We start from the raw sequence: 21,215 nt of genomic DNA, 5'->3' as shown, positions 1-21,215 counted from the left end.
TGATCGCTCGCACTATTTCTGCCGCTGACCTGCGGGATCGCCTCGTCATGACGAAACAGTCTATACCCCCTGTATTGACAAGTCACCTGGGAGAAATTCGCGAGGTACTTCGACGTCGAGATCCGGCAGATTCCGCTGCGCGGGGACCGCCTGACCATGCATCCGGACGACGTGGCCGCCTATTGCGACGAGCGAACCATCATGGTGGTGCCCACCTTCGGCCAGACCTTCACCGGGCTGTTCGAGGATGTCGCGGGGATCAGCGGCGCGCTCGATCGGCTGCAGGAGGCGAGCGGGCTCGATATCCCGATCCACGTGGACGCGGCGAGCGGCGGCTTCCTCGCCCCGTTCACCGCCGCCGAGTTGGTGTGGGATTTCCGGCTGCCGCGGGTGAAATCGATCAACGCCTCCGGGCACAAGACCGGCCTGGCACCCCTCGGCGTGGGCTGGGCGATCTGGCGCGAGGCGGCCGACCTGCCCGCCGAACTGATCTTCGACGTGGACTATCTCGGCGGCAGCGTCGGCACCTTCAACCTGAATTTCTCCCGGCCGGGCGGGCAGGCGATCACGCAGTACTACGAGTTCATCCGCCTGGGCCGGGCCGGATACACCCGCGTCCAGTCGGCCATCTATCGCGCGGCCAAGCAACTGGCGGCCGGCCTGCGCGAGCTCGGGCCGTTCGAGCTGATCCACGACGGCAATCCGCACCGGGGCATCACCGCGGTGGCGTGGCGGCTGACCGGTGATCCCGGCTTCAGCCTGTACGACCTGTCGGATCGGCTGCGCAGCCGCGGCTGGCTGATCGCCGCCTATCCGCTGCCCGCGGACCGGGCGGACGAGACGATCATGCGCGCGGTGATCCGGCACGGCTTCACCGTCGACCTGGCCGATCTGCTGCTCGCCGATGTCGAGCGGTGCATGAAACAGCTGGCGCGGCATCCGTTCTCGACCTCGCTCACCCAGCAGGAAGCGGGCGGTTTCACGCACAGCGCGCGGGCCGCCGTGCCGAGCGAGAAGTCCGACCCCGCCTGATCGAGCCCAGTGCGAGGCAGCGTCTTTCAGGCCGCGCGCGCGATGGCCGGCGGTTCCCAGCGGTAGACGGCGCCGGTCGCGCCATGAAACAGGGCGAGATCTACGGCGTCGAGCATGGCCTGACGCGGGCCGGAACGTTCCAGTTGCGCGGCCGACACCGCGAGCCGCAGCATGCCGCCGCGACGCGCCGTCCGGGCGGCGCCCATCACCAGTGCCCGGCACCACCACGGTTCGGCGCGGAAGCCCTCACCGATCCCGTACACCCGAACCTTCTGTGCCACATTGTGTTCCAGGTCCAGGATCGAGGTCAGGCCGAGCGCGACCCGGAAGCCGACCTCGGGCAGCGCCTCGATGGCGCCCGCCGACGCGTCCCAGCGCGGCGCGGCGAACAGCCGGGTGCGCAACTCCACCCGCTCCATCACCCGATCCGCCGCCATGAGCCGTAGCCGCGCCTCATGCCTTGGCAGCGTGGCGAATTCGGCCCGCCTGCGCTTGGTCGCCGCCTGGTCGTAGCCGTGCAGCACGATCGCGTCGCCGCGGGCCCGGCGCCCGCGCAGCCACGCCTGCGTCGCGGGATCCTCGACCAGCTTGTACTTGCCCTTCAACCGGGGTGCCACGAGCAGCGACAGTGGCACACCACGCTGATCGAGTTCCGCGGCGAACTCGATCGCCGCGTCCCGAGTGGTGTCCCGGATCCCGGAAATGGATACGACCAGCTCAGCGTTCATGAACCAACGGTGCCAGGCACAGGTGTACTGGGCGTGCAGGCGGGATGACCGGGCGACGAACACCTTGGCACACGTTCTCGCGGAAAACCGCTTCCGCCGATGTGCCTACATGTTGTACCCTCAGGTAAGCACGTTCGGGCGCGGCATTCGCCGAATCAGCCCGTTGGACCCTCGATCGAGGGGATTTATTCGGATGCGGACAGTTTCTGTCAGGGAATTCTCTTACAACCCGAGCGCGATACTCGCTGAAGTAGAGCAGGGGGAAACGATCCAAGTGACCAAACACGGTAAGACCATTGCCGTTCTCTCGCCACCATTCGAGGAGATGAGTACATACGACAGGTTGGTAGCACAAGGAGTAATCGTCCCGCCGCCGGGCGGAGCCAAAACAGTCGGCGAGATGCTCGCCGACTTCAAGGACCGGTACAAAGACGTGGTTGTGGACTACGCAGCAGGCGACGCCGCGATGGCCAGGTGGGACCGGGAGGAAGAGCAGCGTGAAGAACTGCTGCGACGACTCGCAGCGGGCGAAGATCCACGGGAAGCGAACGCCGCGGTATACGGCGACGACTTGGAGGGGCCGTGGCGGTGATGATCCTCTATCTCGACGCATCGGCGATCATCACCGAGACAACTGGACGGAAGTACGCAAGTGAGCTGAATCTGTTCACCGAGCAGCACCTCTCGGCGCAGTTGGCCACCAGCGCGATCGGATTCGTGGAGTCGATACGCGGATGCGACAGCTACGGTGACTATCCGGGGCTGATGCGCGACTTGAACAATAGATACTTGAAAATCCCAGTGACCAATCGAGTATGCGACCTTGCCGCGTACCTTCCGCAGCGGTTGAAGTCCGCGGACGCCATTCACGTGGCTAGTGCGATGCAGTTGGAACAAGAACTACTAGCGCTGGTCACTTATGACGATCGAATGGCAGACGTCGCCCATCATTTGGGACTACCGGTCGCGATGCCCGGCAAGAAATAGACGAGGTGCACCGGTAGATTCGAGTATTCAGGAGGACCTCTAGTGGGAGGCCGGGGCTGTGCGACCGGCCTCCCACTACCCGACTACGCGTCCGCCAGGCCGACCCGGTCCAGCACCCACGCGTACTCGAAGGCGACTTCCTTCCACTTCTCGTACCGGCCGCTGACCCCGCCGTGCCCCGCGCTCATCTCCGTCTTCAGCAGCAGCTGTGCGTCGCCGGTCTTGGTGGCGCGCAGCTTCGCGACCCACTTGGCGGGTTCGACGTAGAGCACGCGGGTGTCGTTGAGGCTGGTGATCGCCAGGATCGCCGGGTAGTCCTTGGCCTCGACGTTCTCGTACGGGGCGTAGGACTTCATGTAGTCGTAGACGTCCTTGTCCGCCAATGGGTTACCCCACTCGTCCCATTCGATGACGGTCAGTGGCAGGGACGGATCGAGGATCGAGGTGAGCGGATCGACGAACGGAACGTTGGCCAGGATGCCGGCGAACAGCTCCGGCGCCAGGTTCGCCACCGCGCCCATCAGCAGCCCGCCCGCGCTGCCGCCGTCGGCGATCAGCCGGTCCGCCGCGGTCTTCCCGGTCTCGATCAAATGCCGTGCGCAGGAGACGAAGTCGGTGAAGGTGTTCTTCTTGGTGAGCGTCTTGCCGTTCTCGTACCAGAGCCTGCCCATCTCACCGCCGCCGCGCACGTGCGCGACCGCGAACACCATGCCACGATCCAGCAGCGACAGCCGGGAGACGGAGAAGGACGGATCCATGCTCGCCTCGTAGGAGCCGTATCCGTAGAGCAGCAGGGGCTTCGGCGAATCCAGCGCCAGCCCCTTCTTCCACACCAGCGAGATCGGAATCCGGGTGCCGTCCGCGGCGACCGCCCAATCCCGGTGCTGCTCATAGTCGTTCGCGTCGTAGCCGCCGAGCACCGGCTGCTCCTTGCGCAGCAGCAGATCACCGGTGGCGGGCACGTAGTCGAACACCTGCACCGGGGTGATGAACGAGGTCAGCCCGATGCGCAGGGTCGGCTGCGCCCACTCCGGGTTGGCGCCCGCGCCGACCGCGAACAACTCCAGATCGAAGTCCAGCTCGCGCCGTTCGCCGTAACCGCTGTCGGTCAGCGGCCACACCGCGACCCGGGTCAGCGCCTCGCGCCGGTAGCTCAGCACCAGGTGATCGGAGTAGGCGTCGACGTCTTCGAGCCGCACGTCGTCGCGGTGCTCGATCAGCAGGGTCTGGTCCGACGGATCGGCGACCGGTGCGTCGGCGAGCACGAAGTTCTCCGCCTTCACCCCGTCGACCACGTCGTTGTGCAGGATCAGGAACCGATCCTCGCCGCCGACCACCGCGTGCTCGGCCGAGTACTCGACCCCCTCGCGGCGCGGCAGGATCACCCGGAATTCGCCCTCCGGATCGTCGGATTCGAGCACCCAGCCCTCGGTGGTGATCTTGGAACCGACCCAGATCATCAGGTACTTCTCCGAGCGGGTCGAGGTGATGCTCACCCAGTAGCGCTCGTCCGGCTCGTGGAACACCTTCACGTCGGTCGCGGTCGGGCTGCCGAGCCGGTGCCGCCACACGGTGTCGGGCCGCCAGGACTCGTCCACCGTTTGATAGAAGACGTGCGTGCCGTCCAGCGACCAGGTCGCGCCGGGAGCCGTCTCGGCGATCGCGTCGGCGAGCATCTCGCCGGTGCGCAGGTCCTTGAACCGCAGCACATACCGCTCGTCACCGACCGTGTCCACCGAGTAGGCGAGCAGGTTGCCGTCGTGGCTGAGCGAGAACGCGCCGAGCGCGAAGAAGTCGTGGCCCTCGGCGACCACGTTGCTGTCCAGCAGGATCTGTTCGCCCGGCACCTCGGTGCCCGCCTCCAGTTGCGGCGGGGTCCAGGCGTCGATGCCTTCGGCGTCGGCCGCGATCGGACAGCGGCAGTGCACGCCGTACTGCTTGCCCTCGAAGCTGCGCGAGTAGTACCAGTAGTCGCCCATCCGGGTCGGCACGGACAGGTCCGTCTCCTGGGTACGACCCTTGATCTCGTCGAAGATCGAGTCGCGCAGCCCGGCCAGGTGCGCGGTCTGCGCCTCGGTGTAGGCGTTCTCCGCCTCCAGGTGCGCGATGACCTCAGGATTCTCCTTGTCCCGCAGCCACTCGTACTCGTCGATGAACACATCACCGTGATGCACGCGTTCGGTGGGCACCGTCTTGGCGATCGGCGCCGTCACCCCGTCGAGGTCTGAGATCGTTCCGGTACCGCTGTCGAGAGCCATGGGCTCCACCGTAGCGGCGCGGGCCCCGCCCGTCCCGCCAGGACCCGGCAACGCCCCTGCTCGAGCCGCCGCACCTCGCCGAATCCGGGCTAGCCCCGGTCCTCCTCGCGCGGCACGGCGCCGGACGCCGCGTGGATCACGCTGTCCAGCACGTCGTGGGTGCGTTGCAGGTCGCGCATGGCCTGTTCGATCCGCTCGCGTTCGCCGGTCAGCCGTTCCACCAGGAACGGCGTGGCGGCCGCGTTCGGCGTGCCGTCCACGTCGTGGATGCAGGGCAGCAGCTCGCCGACGGTGTCGCTGTGCAGGCCGGCGGCGAACATCTCCTGGATGCGCCGGACCCGGTCCACCGCGGCCTCGGGATACTCGCGCTGCCCGCCGGAGGTCCGCTCGGACGCGAGCAGGCCCTTGGTCTCGTAATACCGCAGCGACCGGACGCTCACGCCGGTTCGCTCGGCCAGTTCACCGATGCGCACGAATCGCTCCTTGACCTGACATTGATGTCAGGTTTTACGGTACAGGAATGTTGCTGCTGACCGAATACCGCACGCCCACTCGCACCCTGCCCAATCGCATCGTCATGTCGCCGATGACCCGGCTGCGTTCGCTGCCCGACGGGTCGCCGACCAGCGATGTCGCCGACTACTACGCACAGAGGGCGGCGGCAGGCCTGATCGTGACCGAAGGCATCTGGCCGCATCCGACCGGGCAGAGCGAGGCCTGGGTGCCCGGGCTGCACACCGAACGCCATGTCGAGGCATGGTCGCGGGTCACCGAGGCCGTGCACGCGAACGGCGGGCGCATCTTCGCGCAGCTGATGCACGGCGGCCGCAAAGGACACCCGCTGGCCCGGATCGATGGATCCTGGCCTGCCGGTCCGTCCGCGGTGCTGGACGAGGATCGGGTGCATCTGATCGCCGGCGGCAAGGCCGACCCGATCATGCCCGCCGCGCTCGACCGGGCCGACATCCACGAGGCCGTCGAGCATCATGCCCGCGCCGCGCGCAATGCCATCGCCGCGGGCTTCGACGGGGTCGAAATCCACGGTGCCAACAGCTATTTCGTGCATCAGTTCCTGGCCGACAACACGAACCTGCGCACCGACGAATTCGGCGGCTCGATCGAGAACCGGATGCGGCTGCCGTTGGCCGTGGTCGACGCCGTGGCCGCGGCGATCGGGGCGCAGCGCACCGGCATCCGGCTGTCCCCCGGTAACCCGCAGTTCAATATGTTCGAGGCCGATCCGGCGCCGCTGTATCGCGCGCTGGTCACCGAGCTCGATGGTCGCGACCTCGCCTACCTGCACCTGACCGACAACGACAGCTACGCCGCGCTGGCCGATCTCCGCCCACGCTGGCGCGGCACCCTCATCGCCAATGTCGGCGAAAACCGTGCGGCGACAACGGCGGAGGCGGCCGAGGGCGTATTGCGTTCCGGCGTCGCCGATCTGGTGTCGTTCGGTCGCCACTTCATCTCGAACCCGGATCTGGTCCATCGCATCACTCACGACCTGCCCCTCGCCCCGATCCGCGAGCACCTGCTCTACGGACGCACCGCCGAGGGGTACAGCGACTACCCGCGGTGGGAGCCCGCCACCGTCGCGTCGCACTGATTTCGGGGTTTACCCGCAGCCGGACATCAGGGTTCAGGCCTCGAGCAGCTTGACCCTGTTGTTCGAGCGCTCGGCGAGCACCCCGCCGGCCGCGGCCAGCACGACCAGCACCGCGAGCTGACCGCCCCAGCCGCCCGGCACCCAGTCGAGCAGGCCCCACACCTGGGACTTGCGGTGGTCGATGAGCAGGCGGATGACGGCCTGGGCCGACGCGACCATCACGACCATGCCGGTGATCTGCAGTCCGATCCACGCGTTCTTACCCATCACGCTCTCCAATTCCGACCTCGTCCGGTAGCCACGTCCCTCATGGTTGCCCCGGGACAGGTCATCGCGCATCGGCCGTCGGTCGGCGGGCAGTTCATCCTTTGGTAGATCCGAATTCGCCCTGCAGGCCGATGCGCGGGCGGTCCGCGGGCTCCTACAGTCGCGTCATGCCCACCGATCCGCTCTCGTCGGCGCCGCCGCTTCGGCTGTGGTCGCACGCCTGGCGGATGACCGCGGTGATTCTCATCGGCCTGCTGGCGTGGTCCTCGACCAAGGGCGAGATGGCGCCGATCGACGGTGCGCTGCTGACCTGGTTCCAGGTCGGCGACCCGTTGCTCGGAGTGGTGTGCATGCTGCTCACGCTGCTGCGGCGGCGGTACCCGGTGGCCATCGCGGCGATCGTGACGGTGGCGTCCACGGCGTCGGTCACCGCCAACGGGGCGGCGGCGCTGGTGCTGTGTTCGCTGGCCACCCGGCGGCGCTACGCCGAGACCGCCGCGCTGGCCATCGTCAGCATCGGCACCGGGTTGCTCACCGACAGCGTGATCTATCCGAAACAGACCGAGTTGCAACCCTATTGGATCGATACGGCGGTCCTCACCGCCGCCATCGCCACCATCGTCGCGATCGGCTTCGCGGTGGGTGCCCGGCGAGATCTGGTGTGGTCATTGCGCTCTCGCGCCGAGACCGCCGAGCGGGAACAGCACGCCCGCGCCGCCGAGGCGCGGCTGCTGGAACGTCATCGCATCGCGCGGGAGATGCACGACGTACTGGCACATCGGATTTCGGTGGTGGCGATGCACGCCGGCGCGCTCGGTTTCCGCACCGACCTGACCAGGGAGCAGACCGCCGCCACGGCGAAGACCATCGCCGAGAACGCGCATCTGGCTCTGCAGGAACTGCGCGAGGTGCTGGGCGTGCTACGTACCAGCGACGATTCGCTCACCGCCACCCCGGAACCACCTCAGCCGACGCTGGCCGACCTCACCCGGCTGGTCGACGAGGCACGCTCGGCGGGCATGGAGGTGTCGATCACCGACGCCACCACCGACGATCTCCCGGCGACCAGCGCGCGCACCGCCTACCGCATCGCCCAGGAGGGACTGACCAACGCGCGCAAGCACTCTCCCGGTGCCGCGGTACGAGTACGGATCGAAGGCAGGCCGGGACAGGATCTGATCGTCGACATCGGCAATGCCGCCTCGCGACAGCCGGGGCTCGCGCTGCCGTCCTCCGGCTACGGCCTGCTCGGACTCGCCGAACGGGCCGAACTGGTCGGCGGCACACTGGATTACGGGCCCGATCCGGCCGGCGGTTTCCGGCTGCGGGCCGTGCTGCCATGGCCCGCAGCCGTCGCGACGAGCGACAGATGACCGCACGCGTTCGCGTGGTCGTCGTCGACGACGAGCCGCTGGCTCGTTCGGCGCTGACGATGATTCTGGGCGGTGATCCCGGGCTGGACCTGGTCGGCGAGGCCGCCGATGGCGAACAAGCGCTGGCCGTGATCGCCGAGCAGTCACCCGACGTCGTGCTGATGGACATCAGGATGCCGGTGCGCGACGGGCTGGATGCCACGCGCGAACTGCTGCGCCGTGCCGATCCGCCCAGGGTGCTGGTGCTGACCACGTTCGACGCCGACGACATGGTGTTGCGGGCGCTGCGCATCGGCGCGCACGGATTCCTGCTCAAGGACACCCCGCCCGCCGATATCGTCGCGGCGGTGAAGCAGGTGGCGGCGGGGCGGCCGATGCTCTCGCCGAGCGTTACCGCGCAACTGATCTCGGTCGCCACCGCCGGGCCGAGCACGGACGACGCGGCCCGCGAGCGGGCCCGCAGCGCGCTCACGACGCTGACCGAGCGGGAACGCGATATCGCCGAGGCGATCGGCCGTGGGCTGTCCAATTCCGATATCGCCAAGGAGTTGCACCTGAGCGTCGCCACCGTGAAGTCGTATACCAGCAGGCTGCTCACCAAGCTGGCGGCCGAAAACCGGGTCCAGATCGCGATCGTCGTGCTCAACGCCGGACGTGGCTAGCGAATCTCGGTGCACCGGTTATGGATTCATGCTCCGATGGCCGGGGCGATGGTGGACCAGGACGCGTGCAGCGTGTCCTGCCAATAGGACCAGGAGTGCGTCCCGGTGGCGCTGTAGTCGACCCGGGCCGGGATGCCGAGCCCGCGCAGGCGCTGCTCGAACGAGACGACGCAGGCGTTGACCCCGAACTCGACCGGGCCGCCGAGGAAGATGTTCTCCGCCAGTTGGGGTTTGATCTCCGTCTCGTGCGGGCCGGGAATGCCGGTGCCGCTGGACAGATAGATTGTCTTGCCGCGCAAGCGTTCTGCCAGCAGCGCCGGATCGTGCTCGGCCCAGGCCGGGCTGCCGGGCGCGCCCCACATATTGAGCGGGTTGCCGCCGCGATTGGCGATCGAGAACATCACCGCGCCCATCGCCAGCCCGGTGTCGGGGCAGGCGCTGTAGCCGGCGACGGCACGGTAGAGCCACGGATTGCGGGTGGCCAGAATGAAAGCCGCGTTGCCGCCCATGGAGAGTCCGCCGATCGCGTTGACGCCGTTGCCGTTGAACCGGGCGTCGATCAGCGGCGGCAGTTCCTCGGTCAGGAAGGTCTCCCACCGGTAGTGGCCGAACTGCGGGTCGTCCTGCTCCCAGTCGGTGTAGTAGCTGGCCTCGCCGCCCACCGGAAGCACCACATTGACATGGGCGCCGGAGAAGAATCGTTCCGCGTCCGTGGCGTTGGTCCAGGTGCTCTGGCTGGTGCCGGGATCGAGCCCATCCAGCAGGTAGTACGCCGGTCGCGCGCCGCCGCCCGCCGGATGCAGCACCTGAACCTGCACCGTTCGGCCCATGGCCGGGGAATCGATGAACACCGCGGCGCGCGTCGGGGTCAGGTTGTCCACCCGCTCGATCTGCGCGGCCGAGGCCGTCGCGGGCCCGGCGACCACAGGGCCCACCACCCCGAGCGCCACGGTCAGCACTGCCACAGCAACTGGCGTTCGACGCATGGTCACACCTCCATCACCGCATCACAACGGCTTTCAAAGGTAGCTCACCACGCATTATTACGGAAGTGACCTTGCTCTCCGGCTTTTATCCAGCAAACCATCCGGTCCGTGCCGCGCCGTCCGCCGGAACCGCCGCTCAGCGGTCCAGCGCACCGCGAATCGAGCCGGCCAGATAATCCAGATCCGCCCGCCGCGGACTCGTCGGCCGCCCGCGCAGCCCGAACCCGTCCCCCGGCGTCCGCGGAATCACGTGCAGGTGCACATGAAACACCTCCTGACCCGCCGTCACCCCGTCGGCCAGAAAGAAATTCACCCCGTCACACCCCACCTCGCTCGCCCGCAGCGCCGCCGCCACCCGCTGCCCCACCTGGAACAGCTTCCCCCCGACCACCGGATCCAGCTCCGCCAGACTTCGCGCCGCCAGCTTCGGCACCACCAGCACATGCCCCGGCGTCATCGGCCGAATGTCCATGAACGCCAACACATCATCGTCCTCATACACCCGGCTGGCCTCGGCCCGCCCGGCAACGATATCGGCAAAAATCGTGTACGGATTCACGCCCGAAACCCTAGCCCGCCGCCCCACCCGGAAATTCGCTACCGCCGCCGAGCCAACCGGTCCATAGCCGGGAGAAGTGGACCCGGCTCCGCTCCGGACGGTGGGCAGTCGGGTTTCGCGCTGTCTACGCGGGTTTTCGACGTCCACGAAGGCATGCATGGCCACCGCCGGACAATACCGTTCGGCTATGACACCTGTTAGCGAATTCGCGGCGAAACGGCCGCTCCCGCTACAGGATTGGCGAAGGGGTGTAGTTCGCGGCGGTCGGGTTCTGGTCGACCAGTTTCTGGACCGCGGCGATGACGTCGGAGACCTGGGCTTCGGCGGCGCCGATGAACGCGGACTTGTCGGCGAGCGCCGCGTCCAGGGCGGGGCGGTCGAGCGGAAGACGGTCGTCCGCGGCCAGGCGGTCGAGAAGATCGGGTTCGCGGCCTTGTTCGCGCATGGCCAGGGCCACGGCGACCGCGTGCTCCTTGATGACCTCGTGCGCGGTTTCGCGGCCGACGCCGGCCCGGACCGCGGCCATGAGGATGCGGGTGGTGGCGAGGAAGGGGAGGTAACGGTCGAGTTCGCGGGCGATGACGGCGGGGTAGGCGCCGAATTCGGCGAGCACGGTGAGGAAGGTTTCCATCATGCCGTCGATGGCGAAGAAGGCGTCCGGCAGCGCGACGCGGCGCACCACCGAGCAGAAGACGTCGCCCTCGTTCCATTGCGCGCCGGCGAGTTCGGCGCCCATCGAGGCGTAGCCGCGCAGCACGACCTGCAAACCGTTGACCCGTTCACACGAGCGGGTGTTCATCTTGTGCGGCATGGCCGAGCTGCCCACCTGGCCGGGCTGGAAGCCCTCGGTGACCAGCTCGTTTCCGGCCATCAGCCGGATGGTGTGGGCGAACGACGACGGGCCCGCGCCCACCTGGACCAGCGCGGAGAGCACGTCGTGATCGAGCGAGCGCGGGTACACCTGCCCGACGCTGGTGAGCACGGTCGCGAAGCCGAGATGCCGGGCCACCTGCTGCTCCAGCGTCGACAGCTTGGCCGGATCGCCGCCGAGCAGATCGAGCATGTCCTGGGCGGTGCCCATCGGGCCCTTGATGCCGCGCAACGGGTACCGGTCGATCAGCTCGCGCACCCGGGTCAGCGCGATCAGCAACTCGTCGGCCGCCGAGGCGAACCGCTTGCCGAGCGTGGTGGCCTGCGCGGCGACATTGTGCGAGCGCCCCGCCATCACCAGCGTCTGGTATTCGGCGGCCCGTTCGGCCAGCCGGGCCGCGATCGCGATGCCGTGCGCGTGCACGTGCTCGAGCGAGAGCCGGATCTGCAGCTGCTCCACGTTCTCGGTGAGGTCGCGGCTGGTCATGCCCTTGTGCACGTGCTCGTGTCCGGCGAGCGCGTTGAACTCCTCGATGCGCGCCTTCACGTCGTGCCGGGTGACCCGCTCGCGCTCGGCGATCGAGGCCAGGTCGACCTGGTCGATCACCCGCTCGTAGTCGTCGAGCACACCCGCGGGCAACTCGATGCCGAGCTCGGACTGCGCCCGCAACACCTCCAGCCACAGCCGCCGCTCGAGCACGATCTTGTGTTCGGGCGACCACAGCCGCACCAGCTCCGGACTGGCATAACGGGTGGCAAGAACGTTCGGGACAAGGCTCACGTTTGGTCAGTCTAATGCGCGGAAACGGTCCACTTGCTGGGGCGTCGCCGGTGCGACGATATCGATCACCTCGAGCAGCGCGCCGCGGGCCATGCGGCGCGGTTCGGGCTCCAATTCGGTGAGCGCCGCGACCACCGCGCCGTCGACCACCGCGACCAGCCTGCGCAGTTGCTCCGGACGCACCAACCGGTCCGAGCGGCGCAATACATCGGCGAGCAACTCGTCGAGCTGAGCCCGCAGGCGCAGCTGCACTTCGCGTAGCTCGGGGTGCCGCGCGGACGCGACCGACCGCTCGTACCTGGCGATCAGCTGTCCGCGCGCACCGTCGTCGTGCCACTGTCCGTCGACGCCGACCAGCAGATCGAGCACCAGGTCGACGGTCGCCTCGGCGCCGCGGCGGCGGTGGCTCACCTCGCCGACCCGGCGGCGCATCGCCTCGAGCTCCACGTTGCCGCTGAACTCGACCGCGCGCGCGATCAGATCTTCCAATGATTCGAAGTAGTAGGTGGTCGACGCCAGCGGAAGATCTGCGCGGGTCGCGACCGATCGGTGCCGCACCGCCTCGAACCCGCCTTCGAGCAACAACTCGGCGGCGGCAGCTACCAAAGCCTGGCGACGCCGTTCGCCTTTCGGGGTCGTCGCGGTGATCACCGTGCCATCGTGCCAGTCGTCATCAGTTCTTCCAGGGGAAATCAGCGAGGAAAAGCAACCATCGATGTTTTACCGTATCCGCGCGGCCACGGTGCCGAACTGCGGAAAGTTGTTGCCGGACACGACGATCAAACACCCAGATAGTGCCCTAGACGAACCAGGGCCTGCTCGATGTCCGCGGTGGCTCCCGCGAAGGAGAACCGCACTGTCCGATTTCCGTGCACAGTGTCGAAGTCGATGCCCGGTGCGAGCGCGACACCGGTGTTGTCTAGCACGTCCGCGCACCAGGCGCGCGCGTCATCGGTGAGATGACCGATATCCGCGTACGCGTAGAAGGCGCCGTCGGCCGGAGCCAGGTCGGTGATGCCGATCTTCGGCAGGCCGTCCAGCAGCAGTTGCCGGTTGATCGCGTAGCGGCGCACGTGACCGTCGAGCTCCGCCTTGGCCTCCGCGCCGAACGCGTGCAGCGCCGCGTACTGCGAGATCGCGGGCGGGCACACGGTGAGATTGGAGGCGAGCCGTTGCAGCGCGGGGCGTAATCCGCTGGGCGCCAACATCCAGCCGAGCCGCCACCCGGTCATCGAGAAGTACTTGGACACCGAGCCGATGACGACGGACTCCCGGGACGTCTCCCAGGACGAGGAGGTCGCGGTGTCCGAGCCGGGATAGGTGATGCCGTGGTAGATCTCGTCGGAGATGAGCAGCGTGCCGTGGTCGTCGCACCAGCGGGCGAGGGCGGCCAGTTCGGCGGGGGCGATCATGGTGCCGGTCGGGTTGGCCGGGCTCGCGACGATCAGCCCGGCCGGCGGCTCGGGCAGCGCGTCCAGCATGGCGACCGTCGGCTGGAACCGGGTTTCGGCGCCACAATCGAGTTCGACCACGCGGCAACCGAGCGCGGTGAGCGTGTTCCGGTAGGCGGGATAACCCGGACGAGCGACCACCACGGTGTCGCCGGGGTCGAAGGCGGCCAGGAAGATCAGCGAGAACGCGCCCGACGAACCGGTCGTGACCACCACGTCGTCCGGGTCCACGGCATAGCCATAGGTCTCGGTGTGATGCCCGGCGATCGCCTCGCGCAACGGCAGGATGCCGAAAGTCTCGGTGTAGCCGAGCAATTCGGCTTCGATCGCGGCCTTCGTCGCGCGCAGCACCGGCTGCGGCGCCGGCGTCGACGGCTGTCCGGCGGCCAGCACCAGCACATCGCCGTGCGTCCTGGCCCGTTGCGCGGCAGCTTTCCAGACGTCCATCACGTAGAAAGGTGGAATGGTCGACCGGCGAGATTCTCTGGACACCCGTCAGACGGTAGACGGTGCCGCATCCCGGCATCGCGCTGACGCTCGCCTTTCCACCTGGTCGTGCGCTCCGCTCCGACCAGGGTTATGGTCGGCTTGATGCTCGAGGATGCTCGACGAGCTGGGCTCGACCGGGTGCGCGGAGTGGGTGGCATCGGGGTCATTCCGCCGGACTGGCGCGCCCGGCTCCGGGAACGACCGGCGCGCGGCCTGCGGGTCCTGCTCGATCGGCGCAACGTCCAGGAACTCCTGCGACGCCGCGCCGATCCGCGGGAGCTGTGGCAGCGGCGCTCCGAGCTGCGCGAGCGATGGGACAGGCGCCCCGACCGCGACCAGATCCTCGCCCTGCTGCGCAAGCACCGGGTGCTGCTGGCCGCGCTCGCGGTCACCGCCGTCTTCGCCGCGGGCGACGCCTCCTTCGCGGGCGTGATCAGCGATCGCACGCCGGACCCGGACCACGCCCAGCGCGTCGCCGTGGCCTACCCCCTGCAGTTGCAGTCCACCCCGCCGTCGGTGCGCCGGCTCCTCAACGCCATCGACAACGGTGAACGCCTGCGCGAACAGGCGGTGGTCGCCGCCGCCGCCCGCGCCACGCTGGAACGGGCCAAGGCCGAGGCGGCCGCGGCGGCGGCCGGCGAATGGCAGCCGTGGATGGGCGGCAACACCTCGACCACCACGCCCGGCGCGATCCTGCCCGGCATCGGCGGCTTCGTCATGCCCGCGCGCGGCACCTTCACCTCCGGATTCGGTTCGCGCTGGGGCACTTTCCACGCGGGCATCGACATCGCGGCGCCGATCGGCACGCCGATCTACGCGGTCGCCGACGGCACCGTCATCGACGCGGGCCCGGCCCAGGGCTTCGGGCTATGGGTGCGGATCCGCCACGACGACGGCACCATCACCGTGTACGGCCACATGTACGACTTCTTCGTCTCCCGCGGCGAACGCGTCCCGGCGGGCATGCAGATCGCCCGGGTGGGCAACCGCGGCGACTCCACCGGTCCGCACCTGCACTTCGAGGTGATCGTCGGGGGGCAGCACATCGACCCGCAACCGTGGCTGGCCCTGCACGGGCTCACCTTCAGCTAGGCACGGCGATCCGGTCCTCGACGGCGGCGAGGCCGATGTCGGTGCGGTAGTGACTGCCCGGCAGCTTGATCGAGCCGATGCGGGCGTAGGCGTTGGTGCGCGCCTCGGCGAGGTCCGCGCCGACCCCGACCACGTTGAGCACGCGCCCGCCCGCGGAGACCAGCGCGCCGTCCTCGCGCAGTGCGGTTCCCGCGTGCAACACCGAGGCGGAGTCGTCGACCGCGCCGTCGCCTGCCCCGGTGATGACATCGCCGATGCGCGGGCGGCCGGGGTAGTTCTCGGCGGCGATCACCACGGTGATCGCGGAGCCGTCCCGCCAGCGCGGCGGATCCACCTCGGCCAGCGTGCCGGTCGCGGTGGCGTTGAGCAGTTCGGCCAGCGGGCTTTCCAGCAGTGCGAGCACCGCCTGGGTTTCCGGATCGCCGAAGCGGCAATTGAATTCGACGACGGCGGGGCCTGCGGCGCCCATCGCGAGGCCGGCGTAGAGCAGTCCGGAGAACGCGCTGTCGCGTCGAACCAATTCGGCCGCAACGGGTTTCACCACGTCTTCGACGATCGCGGTCACCGCCTCGTCGGACAACCAGGGCAGCGGCGTGTAGGCGCCCATGCCGCCGGTGTTCGGTCCGGTGTCCCCGTCGCCGACCCGCTTGTGATCCTGCGCGGGTAGCAACGGCACCACGGTCTCCCCGTCGACCAGGCAGAACAGCGAAACCTCAGGCCCGTCCAGGAACGATTCCAGCAGCACCGGGTGCCCCTGCTCCAGCAATTCGGCACCGTGATCGCGGGCCGCGGAACGGTCGGCGGTCACCACCACCCCCTTGCCCGCGGCGAGCCCGTCGTCCTTCACCACCCAGGTCGGCCCGAACCGGCTCAGCGCGGCGTCGAGGTCGGCCGGGGTGTCCACGATCTCGCTGTGCGCGGTCCGCACGCCCGCCGCCGCCATCACGTCCTTGGCGAAGGCCTTCGAGCCCTCGATCCGCGCGGCCGCGGCGGACGGCCCGAAACAGGCGAACCCGGCGGCCCGCACCGCGTCGGCGACGCCGAGCACCAGCGGAACCTCGGGACCGATCACCACGAGGTCGGCCGCCGCCTCGGTGGCCAGCGCGACCACTGCCTCCGCCGAGCACGGATCGACCGGCCTGGTCGTCGCGTGCTGCGCGATACCCGCGTTGCCCGGCGCGGCGACGATCGCGCTGACCGCGGGGTCGCGGCGCAGCGCGAGGACGAGGGCATGTTCACGGGCTCCGGAACCGATGACGAGTACGCGCACGGCAGACAGCTTAGGTGAAGGCCCGCGGCGAGCTGCGCTCACTCATGAACAGCAGACGACCATCGAATATCGGTCTCGCGACATGGATGATGAAAGGGATGGTTCGGGCAGACCGCATCCGGGCCACGCACCCACACCGCGCGAAGGATGTGCACACGATGGGTCTGATCGACGGACTGATGGGCAATGCCGGGCGGATCGATCCCGGCCGGGCGCAACAGGAATACGCGAAACTGATGGGCGACGGCGAGCAGGTCTATGCCGCGTATCTGCTGGTTCGCGACGCCATCCTGTTCACCAACCGGCGCCTGATCCTGGTCGACAAGCAGGGCATGACCGGCCGCAAGGTCAGTTATCACAGCATCCTGTACCGCTCGATCACCCACTTCTCGGTGGAGACCGCGGGCACCTTCGACCTGGACGCCGAGCTCTACATCTGGATCTCCGGCAGCCACGAGCCGTTGCAGAAGCGGTTCAACCGTCAGGTCGACATCTACGAGGTGCAGGGCATCCTGTCGCACTTCGTCGCGGTGTAGCCGCTCAGGCCTCGGCGCGCTCGTCCGCGCCGGTGACCAGCGGGCGCACCCTGGTCAGCAGCAGCTCGAGGAACTGCGCCGGCTGCCAGAACGACGCGAAGTGCGTCGCGTCGGTGATCAGCGCGAACTCCTTGTGCGGCGCCTGCACGTCATCGAAGTAGCGCCGGGCGCGGGCAACGGGCGTCAGGCTGTCCTGTTCGCCCTGAAAGATGAAGAACGGCAACTCGAATCGCGTGCCCTCCGACCAGGCGTCGAAATGCACGGACTCGACGCCGAGCCGCTCGGAGAACTTCATGCCGTCCGCGCCTGCCTTCAGGTCGCGCAGCCGGTGCTGCGGCGAGAACCACATCGCGGGCAGGATCAGTTTCTCGAGCATGGCCGCGATGAACGGATCGACGCTGGCCACCAGCTTGGCGTGCAGGCCCCAGTCGGCGGCACTCCAGGTGGTCGGGTCCGGGCCGATCCGCTCCAGCTCGGCCGCGGCGGACCGCTTGCCGCCCGCACGAAGTCTGCGCACCACCGCGTGGAACGCGATGTCGTCCCGCTCGCTGCCTGCGATGTTCTGATCGGTGCCCACGTAGGCGGAGTACAGCTCGGGGTGGCTGCGGGCCAGCCGGAGTCCGAGCACCGATCCGAAGGAGTTGGCCAGCAATACCACCTTGTCCGTGGCCAGTCGCCGGTGCACATAGCGGGTGACTTCCACTGCGTCGGCGAGCAATTGGTCGAAGGTGAGCGCGCCCTGCTCGCCGCGGCCGAACGTCTTCCCGGCACCGCGCATATCCCAGCGAACGATGGTGAAGTGCCGCTCCCATGCCCGGGTTCGCCGGGCGAAGTAGGTGTTGGTGACGCCCGGACCGCCGTGCAACTCCAGCAGCACCGGGTTGGCCAGGTCCTCGCCGCGGATCTCGATCCACTGATCGATGCCGCCGATGCGCACGAAGCCGGACTCGACGATGCCGTTCGGGGTGTCGATCCGGAGTTCCGCCGCGGCCCGGCGGCGGCGCAGCTGACGATGGGCGAGCAGGCCGGCGGGGACGGCGGAAACCGTGGCGGCAGTGGCGAGCGCGAGCGTGATCATGCCTGATTCCTAAACTGTGTCCATTGGAAACTAATAAGTGTACGATAGACGCAGTTTCGGCCCCGCGCAACACCACGTCGCCGCGATGCCGCCGGAACCCGCGGCGCGTAGCCTGCGGAGCATGGCTTCTGTCTTCAGCGCGATCATCGCCGGTCAGCTACCAGGTCGATTCGTCTGGGAGGACGACGAATTCGTCGGTTTCCTCACCATCGCACCGATCACCCCCGGGCACACCCTGGTGGTGCCCCGCAAGGAAATCGATCAGTGGCAGGACATCGACGCGGACACCTTCACCCGGTTGAACGTCGTGGCACAGAAGATCGGCCAGGCCGTGCGCGCCGCCTGGGACGCACCCCGCGCCGGCCTGCTGATCGCCGGGCTCGAGGTGCCGCACCTGCACGTGCACGTCTTCCCGGCGTTCACCATGGGCGACTTCGACATCTCCGGGGCCGACACCGACCCGAGCCCCGAATCCATGGACGAGGCCCAGGCCAAGATCAAGCAGGCCCTGCGCGACCTCGGCTACGGAGCCAACGTCCCCGACTGACGCCGCCGAACGCCCGTGCCGGTCACCGGTTGTACGGCTGTTCCTGCACCCAGCTGAAGCCGCGTTCGAGCAGCGGGAAGGACTTCGGGTCGACCTCGGTGAACGAGGTGTGGATGCGGTGGCCGGCGTAGTCGTTCGCGTCGATGACCATGCGGCCGGGGGCGGGCCACCAGTAGGTGAGCCGCACCCGGACCGGGGTTTCCTCGAAGGTGCCCAGTGCTATGCGGTGGTGCAGGTCGATGATGTGCCGCTTCGGATCGATGGTGCCGCCGTACACCTCGAACGAGTCGTCCATGTGCTGGATGGTGAGCACCATCGGGTCCGAGACGTGGAACGGGCGGTCGATAACGACTCGGCGCCACCGTAATTCGTCGGTGAGCAACGGATCGCGGGCGTAACCCTCGGAGGAGAAACCGTCCACCCGGTAGATGCCGTACAGGTGCGGGGTTTCCTTCGACCACTGCTGCCAGTTCTGCGCGCCGAACACGCCGAGCAGGCACAGCCCCACCCCCAGCTGCGCCGCCAGCGCGATCCGATTGGCCCGCGCGGAACCGAACAGCGGCACGGTCCGGACCGCGGGCGCCGGCTTGCCGGCGAACAACGCCGCCAGCAGTCGCCGCGCGTAGGGCGCCAGCAGGAACAGGCTCAGCAGCAGGAACTGCGACGACACCGTCTTCAGCCGGATGTCATAGGTCAGGTTCAGCAGGAACACCTGCGTCATGTCCACCGCGCACAGCAGCGCCCCCGCGGCGGTCGCCCGCGGCACCAGCAACAGCACCCCCGCCAGCAATTCCGCTGCGCCGAGCGCGATTTCGTACGGCTGCGACGCACTGACCTGCGACCACAGCACACCCTCCGGGCTGAAATTCCCGTACGGCTCCACCAGCCGATTCAGCACGAACGGCATCTGCGTCGGAATCGCCTTGGCCATCCCGAAATAGAACATCGCCAAGGCCAGCACGAACCGCAGATACACCTGCGTCCAGGCGAACAAGCGGGCATACCCCGGCCGCCCGCGATCCAGCACCGACCACACCGCCGTGGCCACCGCCGACATCACCACCAGCAGAAACAACCCGGTCCACTGAAACGCACTGTCACTCCCCACCTGCGCACTGGTCACCCGCAAACCCAGCACATGCGCGGCGACCCACTCGACAGGCGGCCGCGCAAGACTCGACAAATGCAACACCGAGCCCGTCTCGATCCCCAACCCCGCCAGCAAAATCGGTATCAGCCCAAGCACCCCCGCCAGCCCGATCCCCCCGAAATAGCACACCCCGAACCGAAACCCGATGTGTGTCAACGGATGCCACCGCCCCTCAGCCCCACCCCCATCCGCCTGCGCCACCGAACCTCCCCTACTCGCGAACACTGTGCCGCGACAGTAGAAGTGGCTCCTTAACGAGGACCGGTCAGTCGCCTTAACGACCACACCTGCACGCAGCCGCATAGCGAATCACTACCTCGGATACGCCAATTCAGGATTATCACCACATGGATCGAGAAACATCGAGACGCGGAGCCGAGTTGCTGGCGGCCGACATCGAGGCGGCTCTCGGCTTCGAGGTGCACATCGACGAAACGATCCCGGAGCACCTGCGCCGGCAACCGTCTCCGCCGGGGTGGTGGATCGAATTCACTGTTCCCGTCCTGAATGTCCTTATCGGCTGCACTCCTGGCGAATCGACCCCCGGCGGTGTGGCGGGCGAACTTGCTCAGCGCATCCACGACGATGTCCTGGCCCGCAGCGGAAAGATCTGGCCCGCCGACCCCGCGGGTGGGGACCAGCCGTTGCTTCCCGCCCACGACGGGTGGCAGGGACAGCGCACCTCGATACCGTACGGGCAGATCGTGACCGCGAAGGATCCCGATCCGAGCCTGGACGGCGTGGTCCGATGGTGGCTCCCCCACAGCTACGGCGGCCTGATCGCCAGCGCCGCCGACGACGATGTGTGGTTCTCCCGCTGGGAATTCCGGGGCGACGACCAGCGCATCACGCCGGGCATGCCGGTCACCTGGCTCATCGGCGAGGGCCGGCACGGAAAGTACCGCAAGGCACGCGAAGTCCGGCCTGCACATCCGTAACCGGATCTGAGCGACGTGCTCCACCTGAACGAAAATCCGTGACCTGCTGCGTCAGCAGGTCACGGATTGTTGAGCCCCCTGTCAGGATTGAACTGACGACCTTCGCTTTACAAGAGCGGTGCTCTACCACTGAGCTAAGGAGGCGGGTGGAAAGCGGTTGTCATCATAGCCGGGCACACCGACTGCGTGACACCGGGTTTACGGCATCACGCAGTCGGCGAGGTGTCCCGGCGCAGTATTCAGCTACCGCGAGATCAGGACTGGGCGCCCTGACGGGCCGCGTCGTCGGCGGCCATCGCGTCGCGCAGGCTCTTCGGACGCATATCGGTCCAGTTCTTCTCGACGTACTCGACGCAGGCAGCGCGGCTGTCCTCGCCGAACACGACGCGCCATCCGGCCGGGACCTCGGCAAAAGCAGGCCACAGGGAGTGCTGTTCTTCGTCGTTGACCAGGACGAAGAAGCGGCCGTCTTCGTCATCGAAGGGGTTGGTGCTCAATTTCACCTCACTGGATACTGGCGCTATGTACGGGAGCGCTCGTGGATCCTTCGGC

At 68.0% G+C, this 21,215-nt stretch carries 22 protein-coding genes, 1 tRNA gene and 1 pseudogene; 10 read left to right on the top strand and 14 right to left on the bottom strand.

All coding sequences use genetic code 11. The annotated features are described in order from the left end of the window. Window positions 1-90 precede the first annotated feature (90 nt). Window positions 91-1,032 (top strand): annotated as a pseudogene (locus ACFQ9K_RS37110) (pyridoxal-dependent decarboxylase); the annotation flags it as partial. A gap of 26 nt (window positions 1,033-1,058) precedes the next feature. Here the strand turns inward: ACFQ9K_RS37110 and ACFQ9K_RS37105 are convergent. After that, window positions 1,059-1,760: a DUF2334 domain-containing protein gene (locus ACFQ9K_RS37105; protein WP_378714127.1), complete on the bottom strand. Its 702-nt coding sequence runs from the start codon at window positions 1,758-1,760 to the stop codon at window positions 1,059-1,061. Window positions 1,761-1,953: 193 nt separating this feature from the next. Between ACFQ9K_RS37105 and ACFQ9K_RS37100 the strand changes: the two genes are divergently transcribed. Then, window positions 1,954-2,352 carry a type II toxin-antitoxin system Phd/YefM family antitoxin gene (locus ACFQ9K_RS37100; RefSeq protein ID WP_378714128.1) on the top strand — a complete coding sequence of 133 codons (399 nt, stop codon included), beginning with the start codon at window positions 1,954-1,956 and terminating at the stop codon, window positions 2,350-2,352. After that, a complete protein-coding gene (locus ACFQ9K_RS37095) occupies window positions 2,352-2,747 on the top strand; it encodes a type II toxin-antitoxin system VapC family toxin (protein WP_378714204.1) in 396 nt (131 codons plus the stop codon). The genes ACFQ9K_RS37100 and ACFQ9K_RS37095 overlap by 1 nt, the downstream gene beginning before the upstream one ends. An 83-nt stretch (window positions 2,748-2,830) precedes the next feature. Here the strand turns inward: ACFQ9K_RS37095 and ACFQ9K_RS37090 are convergent, their stop codons facing one another. Together ACFQ9K_RS37090 and ACFQ9K_RS37085 are read right to left on the bottom strand one after the other, a co-directional pair. After that, a complete protein-coding gene (locus ACFQ9K_RS37090) occupies window positions 2,831-5,005 on the bottom strand; it encodes a S9 family peptidase (protein WP_378714130.1) in 2,175 nt (724 codons plus the stop codon). A gap of 89 nt (window positions 5,006-5,094) precedes the next feature. Next, complete coding sequence (locus tag ACFQ9K_RS37085; RefSeq protein ID WP_378714132.1) at window positions 5,095-5,478, bottom strand: MerR family transcriptional regulator; 384 nt, start codon at window positions 5,476-5,478, stop codon at window positions 5,095-5,097. A 47-nt stretch (window positions 5,479-5,525) separates the two neighbouring features. Here ACFQ9K_RS37085 and ACFQ9K_RS37080 point away from each other — a divergent pair, with 47 nt between their 5' ends. Next, window positions 5,526-6,614 (top strand): alkene reductase, encoded by a 1,089-nt coding sequence (locus ACFQ9K_RS37080; protein WP_378714134.1) that lies wholly within the window; start codon window positions 5,526-5,528, stop codon window positions 6,612-6,614. Between the two features lie 33 nt (window positions 6,615-6,647). On the opposite strand, the gene ACFQ9K_RS37075 is transcribed toward ACFQ9K_RS37080, so the two are convergent. After that, entirely contained in the window at window positions 6,648-6,881 is a 234-nt protein-coding gene (locus tag ACFQ9K_RS37075) for a hypothetical protein (RefSeq protein ID WP_378714136.1), read from the bottom strand. 167 nt (window positions 6,882-7,048) lie between these two features. Here ACFQ9K_RS37075 and ACFQ9K_RS37070 point away from each other — a divergent pair, with 167 nt between their 5' ends. Together ACFQ9K_RS37070 and ACFQ9K_RS37065 are read left to right on the top strand one after the other, a co-directional pair. Next, window positions 7,049-8,254 (top strand): sensor histidine kinase, encoded by a 1,206-nt coding sequence (locus ACFQ9K_RS37070; RefSeq protein ID WP_378714138.1) that lies wholly within the window; start codon window positions 7,049-7,051, stop codon window positions 8,252-8,254. Continuing rightward, window positions 8,251-8,916, top strand: a complete 666-nt coding sequence (locus ACFQ9K_RS37065; RefSeq protein WP_378714140.1) for a response regulator — start codon at window positions 8,251-8,253, stop codon at window positions 8,914-8,916. Before ACFQ9K_RS37070 ends, ACFQ9K_RS37065 begins: the two co-directional genes overlap by 4 nt. A 26-nt stretch (window positions 8,917-8,942) precedes the next feature. On the opposite strand, the gene ACFQ9K_RS37060 is transcribed toward ACFQ9K_RS37065, so the two are convergent. The 5 genes from ACFQ9K_RS37060 to ACFQ9K_RS37040 all read right to left on the bottom strand — a co-directional run bounded on the left by ACFQ9K_RS37060 (window position 8,943) and on the right by ACFQ9K_RS37040 (window position 14,055). Beyond that, window positions 8,943-9,902, bottom strand: a complete 960-nt coding sequence (locus tag ACFQ9K_RS37060) for an alpha/beta hydrolase (protein ID WP_378714142.1) — start codon at window positions 9,900-9,902, stop codon at window positions 8,943-8,945. 136 nt (window positions 9,903-10,038) lie between these two features. Beyond that, window positions 10,039-10,461 (bottom strand): HIT family protein, encoded by a 423-nt coding sequence (locus ACFQ9K_RS37055; RefSeq protein WP_378714144.1) that lies wholly within the window; start codon window positions 10,459-10,461, stop codon window positions 10,039-10,041. A 229-nt stretch (window positions 10,462-10,690) separates the two neighbouring features. Beyond that, window positions 10,691-12,112, bottom strand: a complete 1,422-nt coding sequence (purB, locus tag ACFQ9K_RS37050; protein ID WP_378714145.1) for an adenylosuccinate lyase — start codon at window positions 12,110-12,112, stop codon at window positions 10,691-10,693. Window positions 12,113-12,118: 6 nt separating this feature from the next. Further along, the gene (locus ACFQ9K_RS37045; RefSeq protein ID WP_378714147.1) at window positions 12,119-12,763 is read right to left on the bottom strand and encodes a TetR/AcrR family transcriptional regulator; all 645 of its coding nucleotides are present in this window, start codon (window positions 12,761-12,763) and stop codon (window positions 12,119-12,121) included. 128 nt (window positions 12,764-12,891) lie between these two features. Next, window positions 12,892-14,055: a pyridoxal phosphate-dependent aminotransferase gene (locus ACFQ9K_RS37040; RefSeq protein WP_378714149.1), complete on the bottom strand. Its 1,164-nt coding sequence runs from the start codon at window positions 14,053-14,055 to the stop codon at window positions 12,892-12,894. Between the two features lie 99 nt (window positions 14,056-14,154). Here ACFQ9K_RS37040 and ACFQ9K_RS37035 point away from each other — a divergent pair, with 99 nt between their 5' ends. Further along, a complete protein-coding gene (locus ACFQ9K_RS37035; RefSeq protein WP_378714151.1) occupies window positions 14,155-15,144 on the top strand; it encodes a M23 family metallopeptidase in 990 nt (329 codons plus the stop codon). On the opposite strand, the gene purD is transcribed toward ACFQ9K_RS37035, so the two are convergent. Beyond that, window positions 15,137-16,414 (bottom strand): phosphoribosylamine--glycine ligase, encoded by a 1,278-nt coding sequence (gene purD / locus ACFQ9K_RS37030; protein ID WP_378714153.1) that lies wholly within the window; start codon window positions 16,412-16,414, stop codon window positions 15,137-15,139. The two genes, ACFQ9K_RS37035 and purD, sit on opposite strands and share 8 nt — an antisense overlap. Window positions 16,415-16,572: 158 nt before the next feature. Between purD and ACFQ9K_RS37025 the strand changes: the two genes are divergently transcribed. Continuing rightward, entirely contained in the window at window positions 16,573-16,950 is a 378-nt protein-coding gene (locus ACFQ9K_RS37025) for a PH domain-containing protein (RefSeq protein WP_150403830.1), read from the top strand. Between the two features lie 4 nt (window positions 16,951-16,954). Here ACFQ9K_RS37025 and ACFQ9K_RS37020 read toward each other — a convergent pair whose 3' ends face one another. Beyond that, window positions 16,955-18,028: an alpha/beta fold hydrolase gene (locus tag ACFQ9K_RS37020; RefSeq protein ID WP_378714155.1), complete on the bottom strand. Its 1,074-nt coding sequence runs from the start codon at window positions 18,026-18,028 to the stop codon at window positions 16,955-16,957. Window positions 18,029-18,149: 121 nt separating this feature from the next. Here ACFQ9K_RS37020 and ACFQ9K_RS37015 point away from each other — a divergent pair, with 121 nt between their 5' ends. Next, window positions 18,150-18,575, top strand: coding sequence for an HIT family protein (locus ACFQ9K_RS37015; RefSeq protein WP_378714157.1), 426 nt, complete (start codon window positions 18,150-18,152; stop codon window positions 18,573-18,575). 22 nt (window positions 18,576-18,597) lie between these two features. Here the strand turns inward: ACFQ9K_RS37015 and ACFQ9K_RS37010 are convergent, their stop codons facing one another. Beyond that, on the bottom strand, window positions 18,598-19,950 hold the full coding sequence (locus tag ACFQ9K_RS37010) for a DoxX family protein (RefSeq protein ID WP_378714158.1): 1,353 nt from the start codon (window positions 19,948-19,950) through the stop codon (window positions 18,598-18,600). A 122-nt stretch (window positions 19,951-20,072) separates the two neighbouring features. Between ACFQ9K_RS37010 and ACFQ9K_RS37005 the strand changes: the two genes are divergently transcribed. Beyond that, window positions 20,073-20,663 (top strand): hypothetical protein, encoded by a 591-nt coding sequence (locus ACFQ9K_RS37005; protein WP_378714160.1) that lies wholly within the window; start codon window positions 20,073-20,075, stop codon window positions 20,661-20,663. A 72-nt stretch (window positions 20,664-20,735) separates the two neighbouring features. Here the strand turns inward: ACFQ9K_RS37005 and ACFQ9K_RS37000 are convergent. Together ACFQ9K_RS37000 and ACFQ9K_RS36995 are read right to left on the bottom strand one after the other, a co-directional pair. After that, window positions 20,736-20,807: transfer RNA gene (locus tag ACFQ9K_RS37000), tRNA-Thr, on the bottom strand. Window positions 20,808-20,917: 110 nt separating this feature from the next. Then, complete coding sequence (locus ACFQ9K_RS36995) at window positions 20,918-21,160, bottom strand: MbtH family protein (protein ID WP_011207082.1); 243 nt, start codon at window positions 21,158-21,160, stop codon at window positions 20,918-20,920. Window positions 21,161-21,215: the final 55 nt, after the last annotated feature.

This window comes from Nocardia sp. NPDC056564 (genome assembly GCF_042793755.1).
Lineage (GTDB): Bacteria > Actinomycetota > Actinomycetes > Mycobacteriales > Mycobacteriaceae > Nocardia.
Note: the sequence above shows the minus strand (reverse complement) of the source record. Positions and strands in the feature narration are given on the sequence as shown.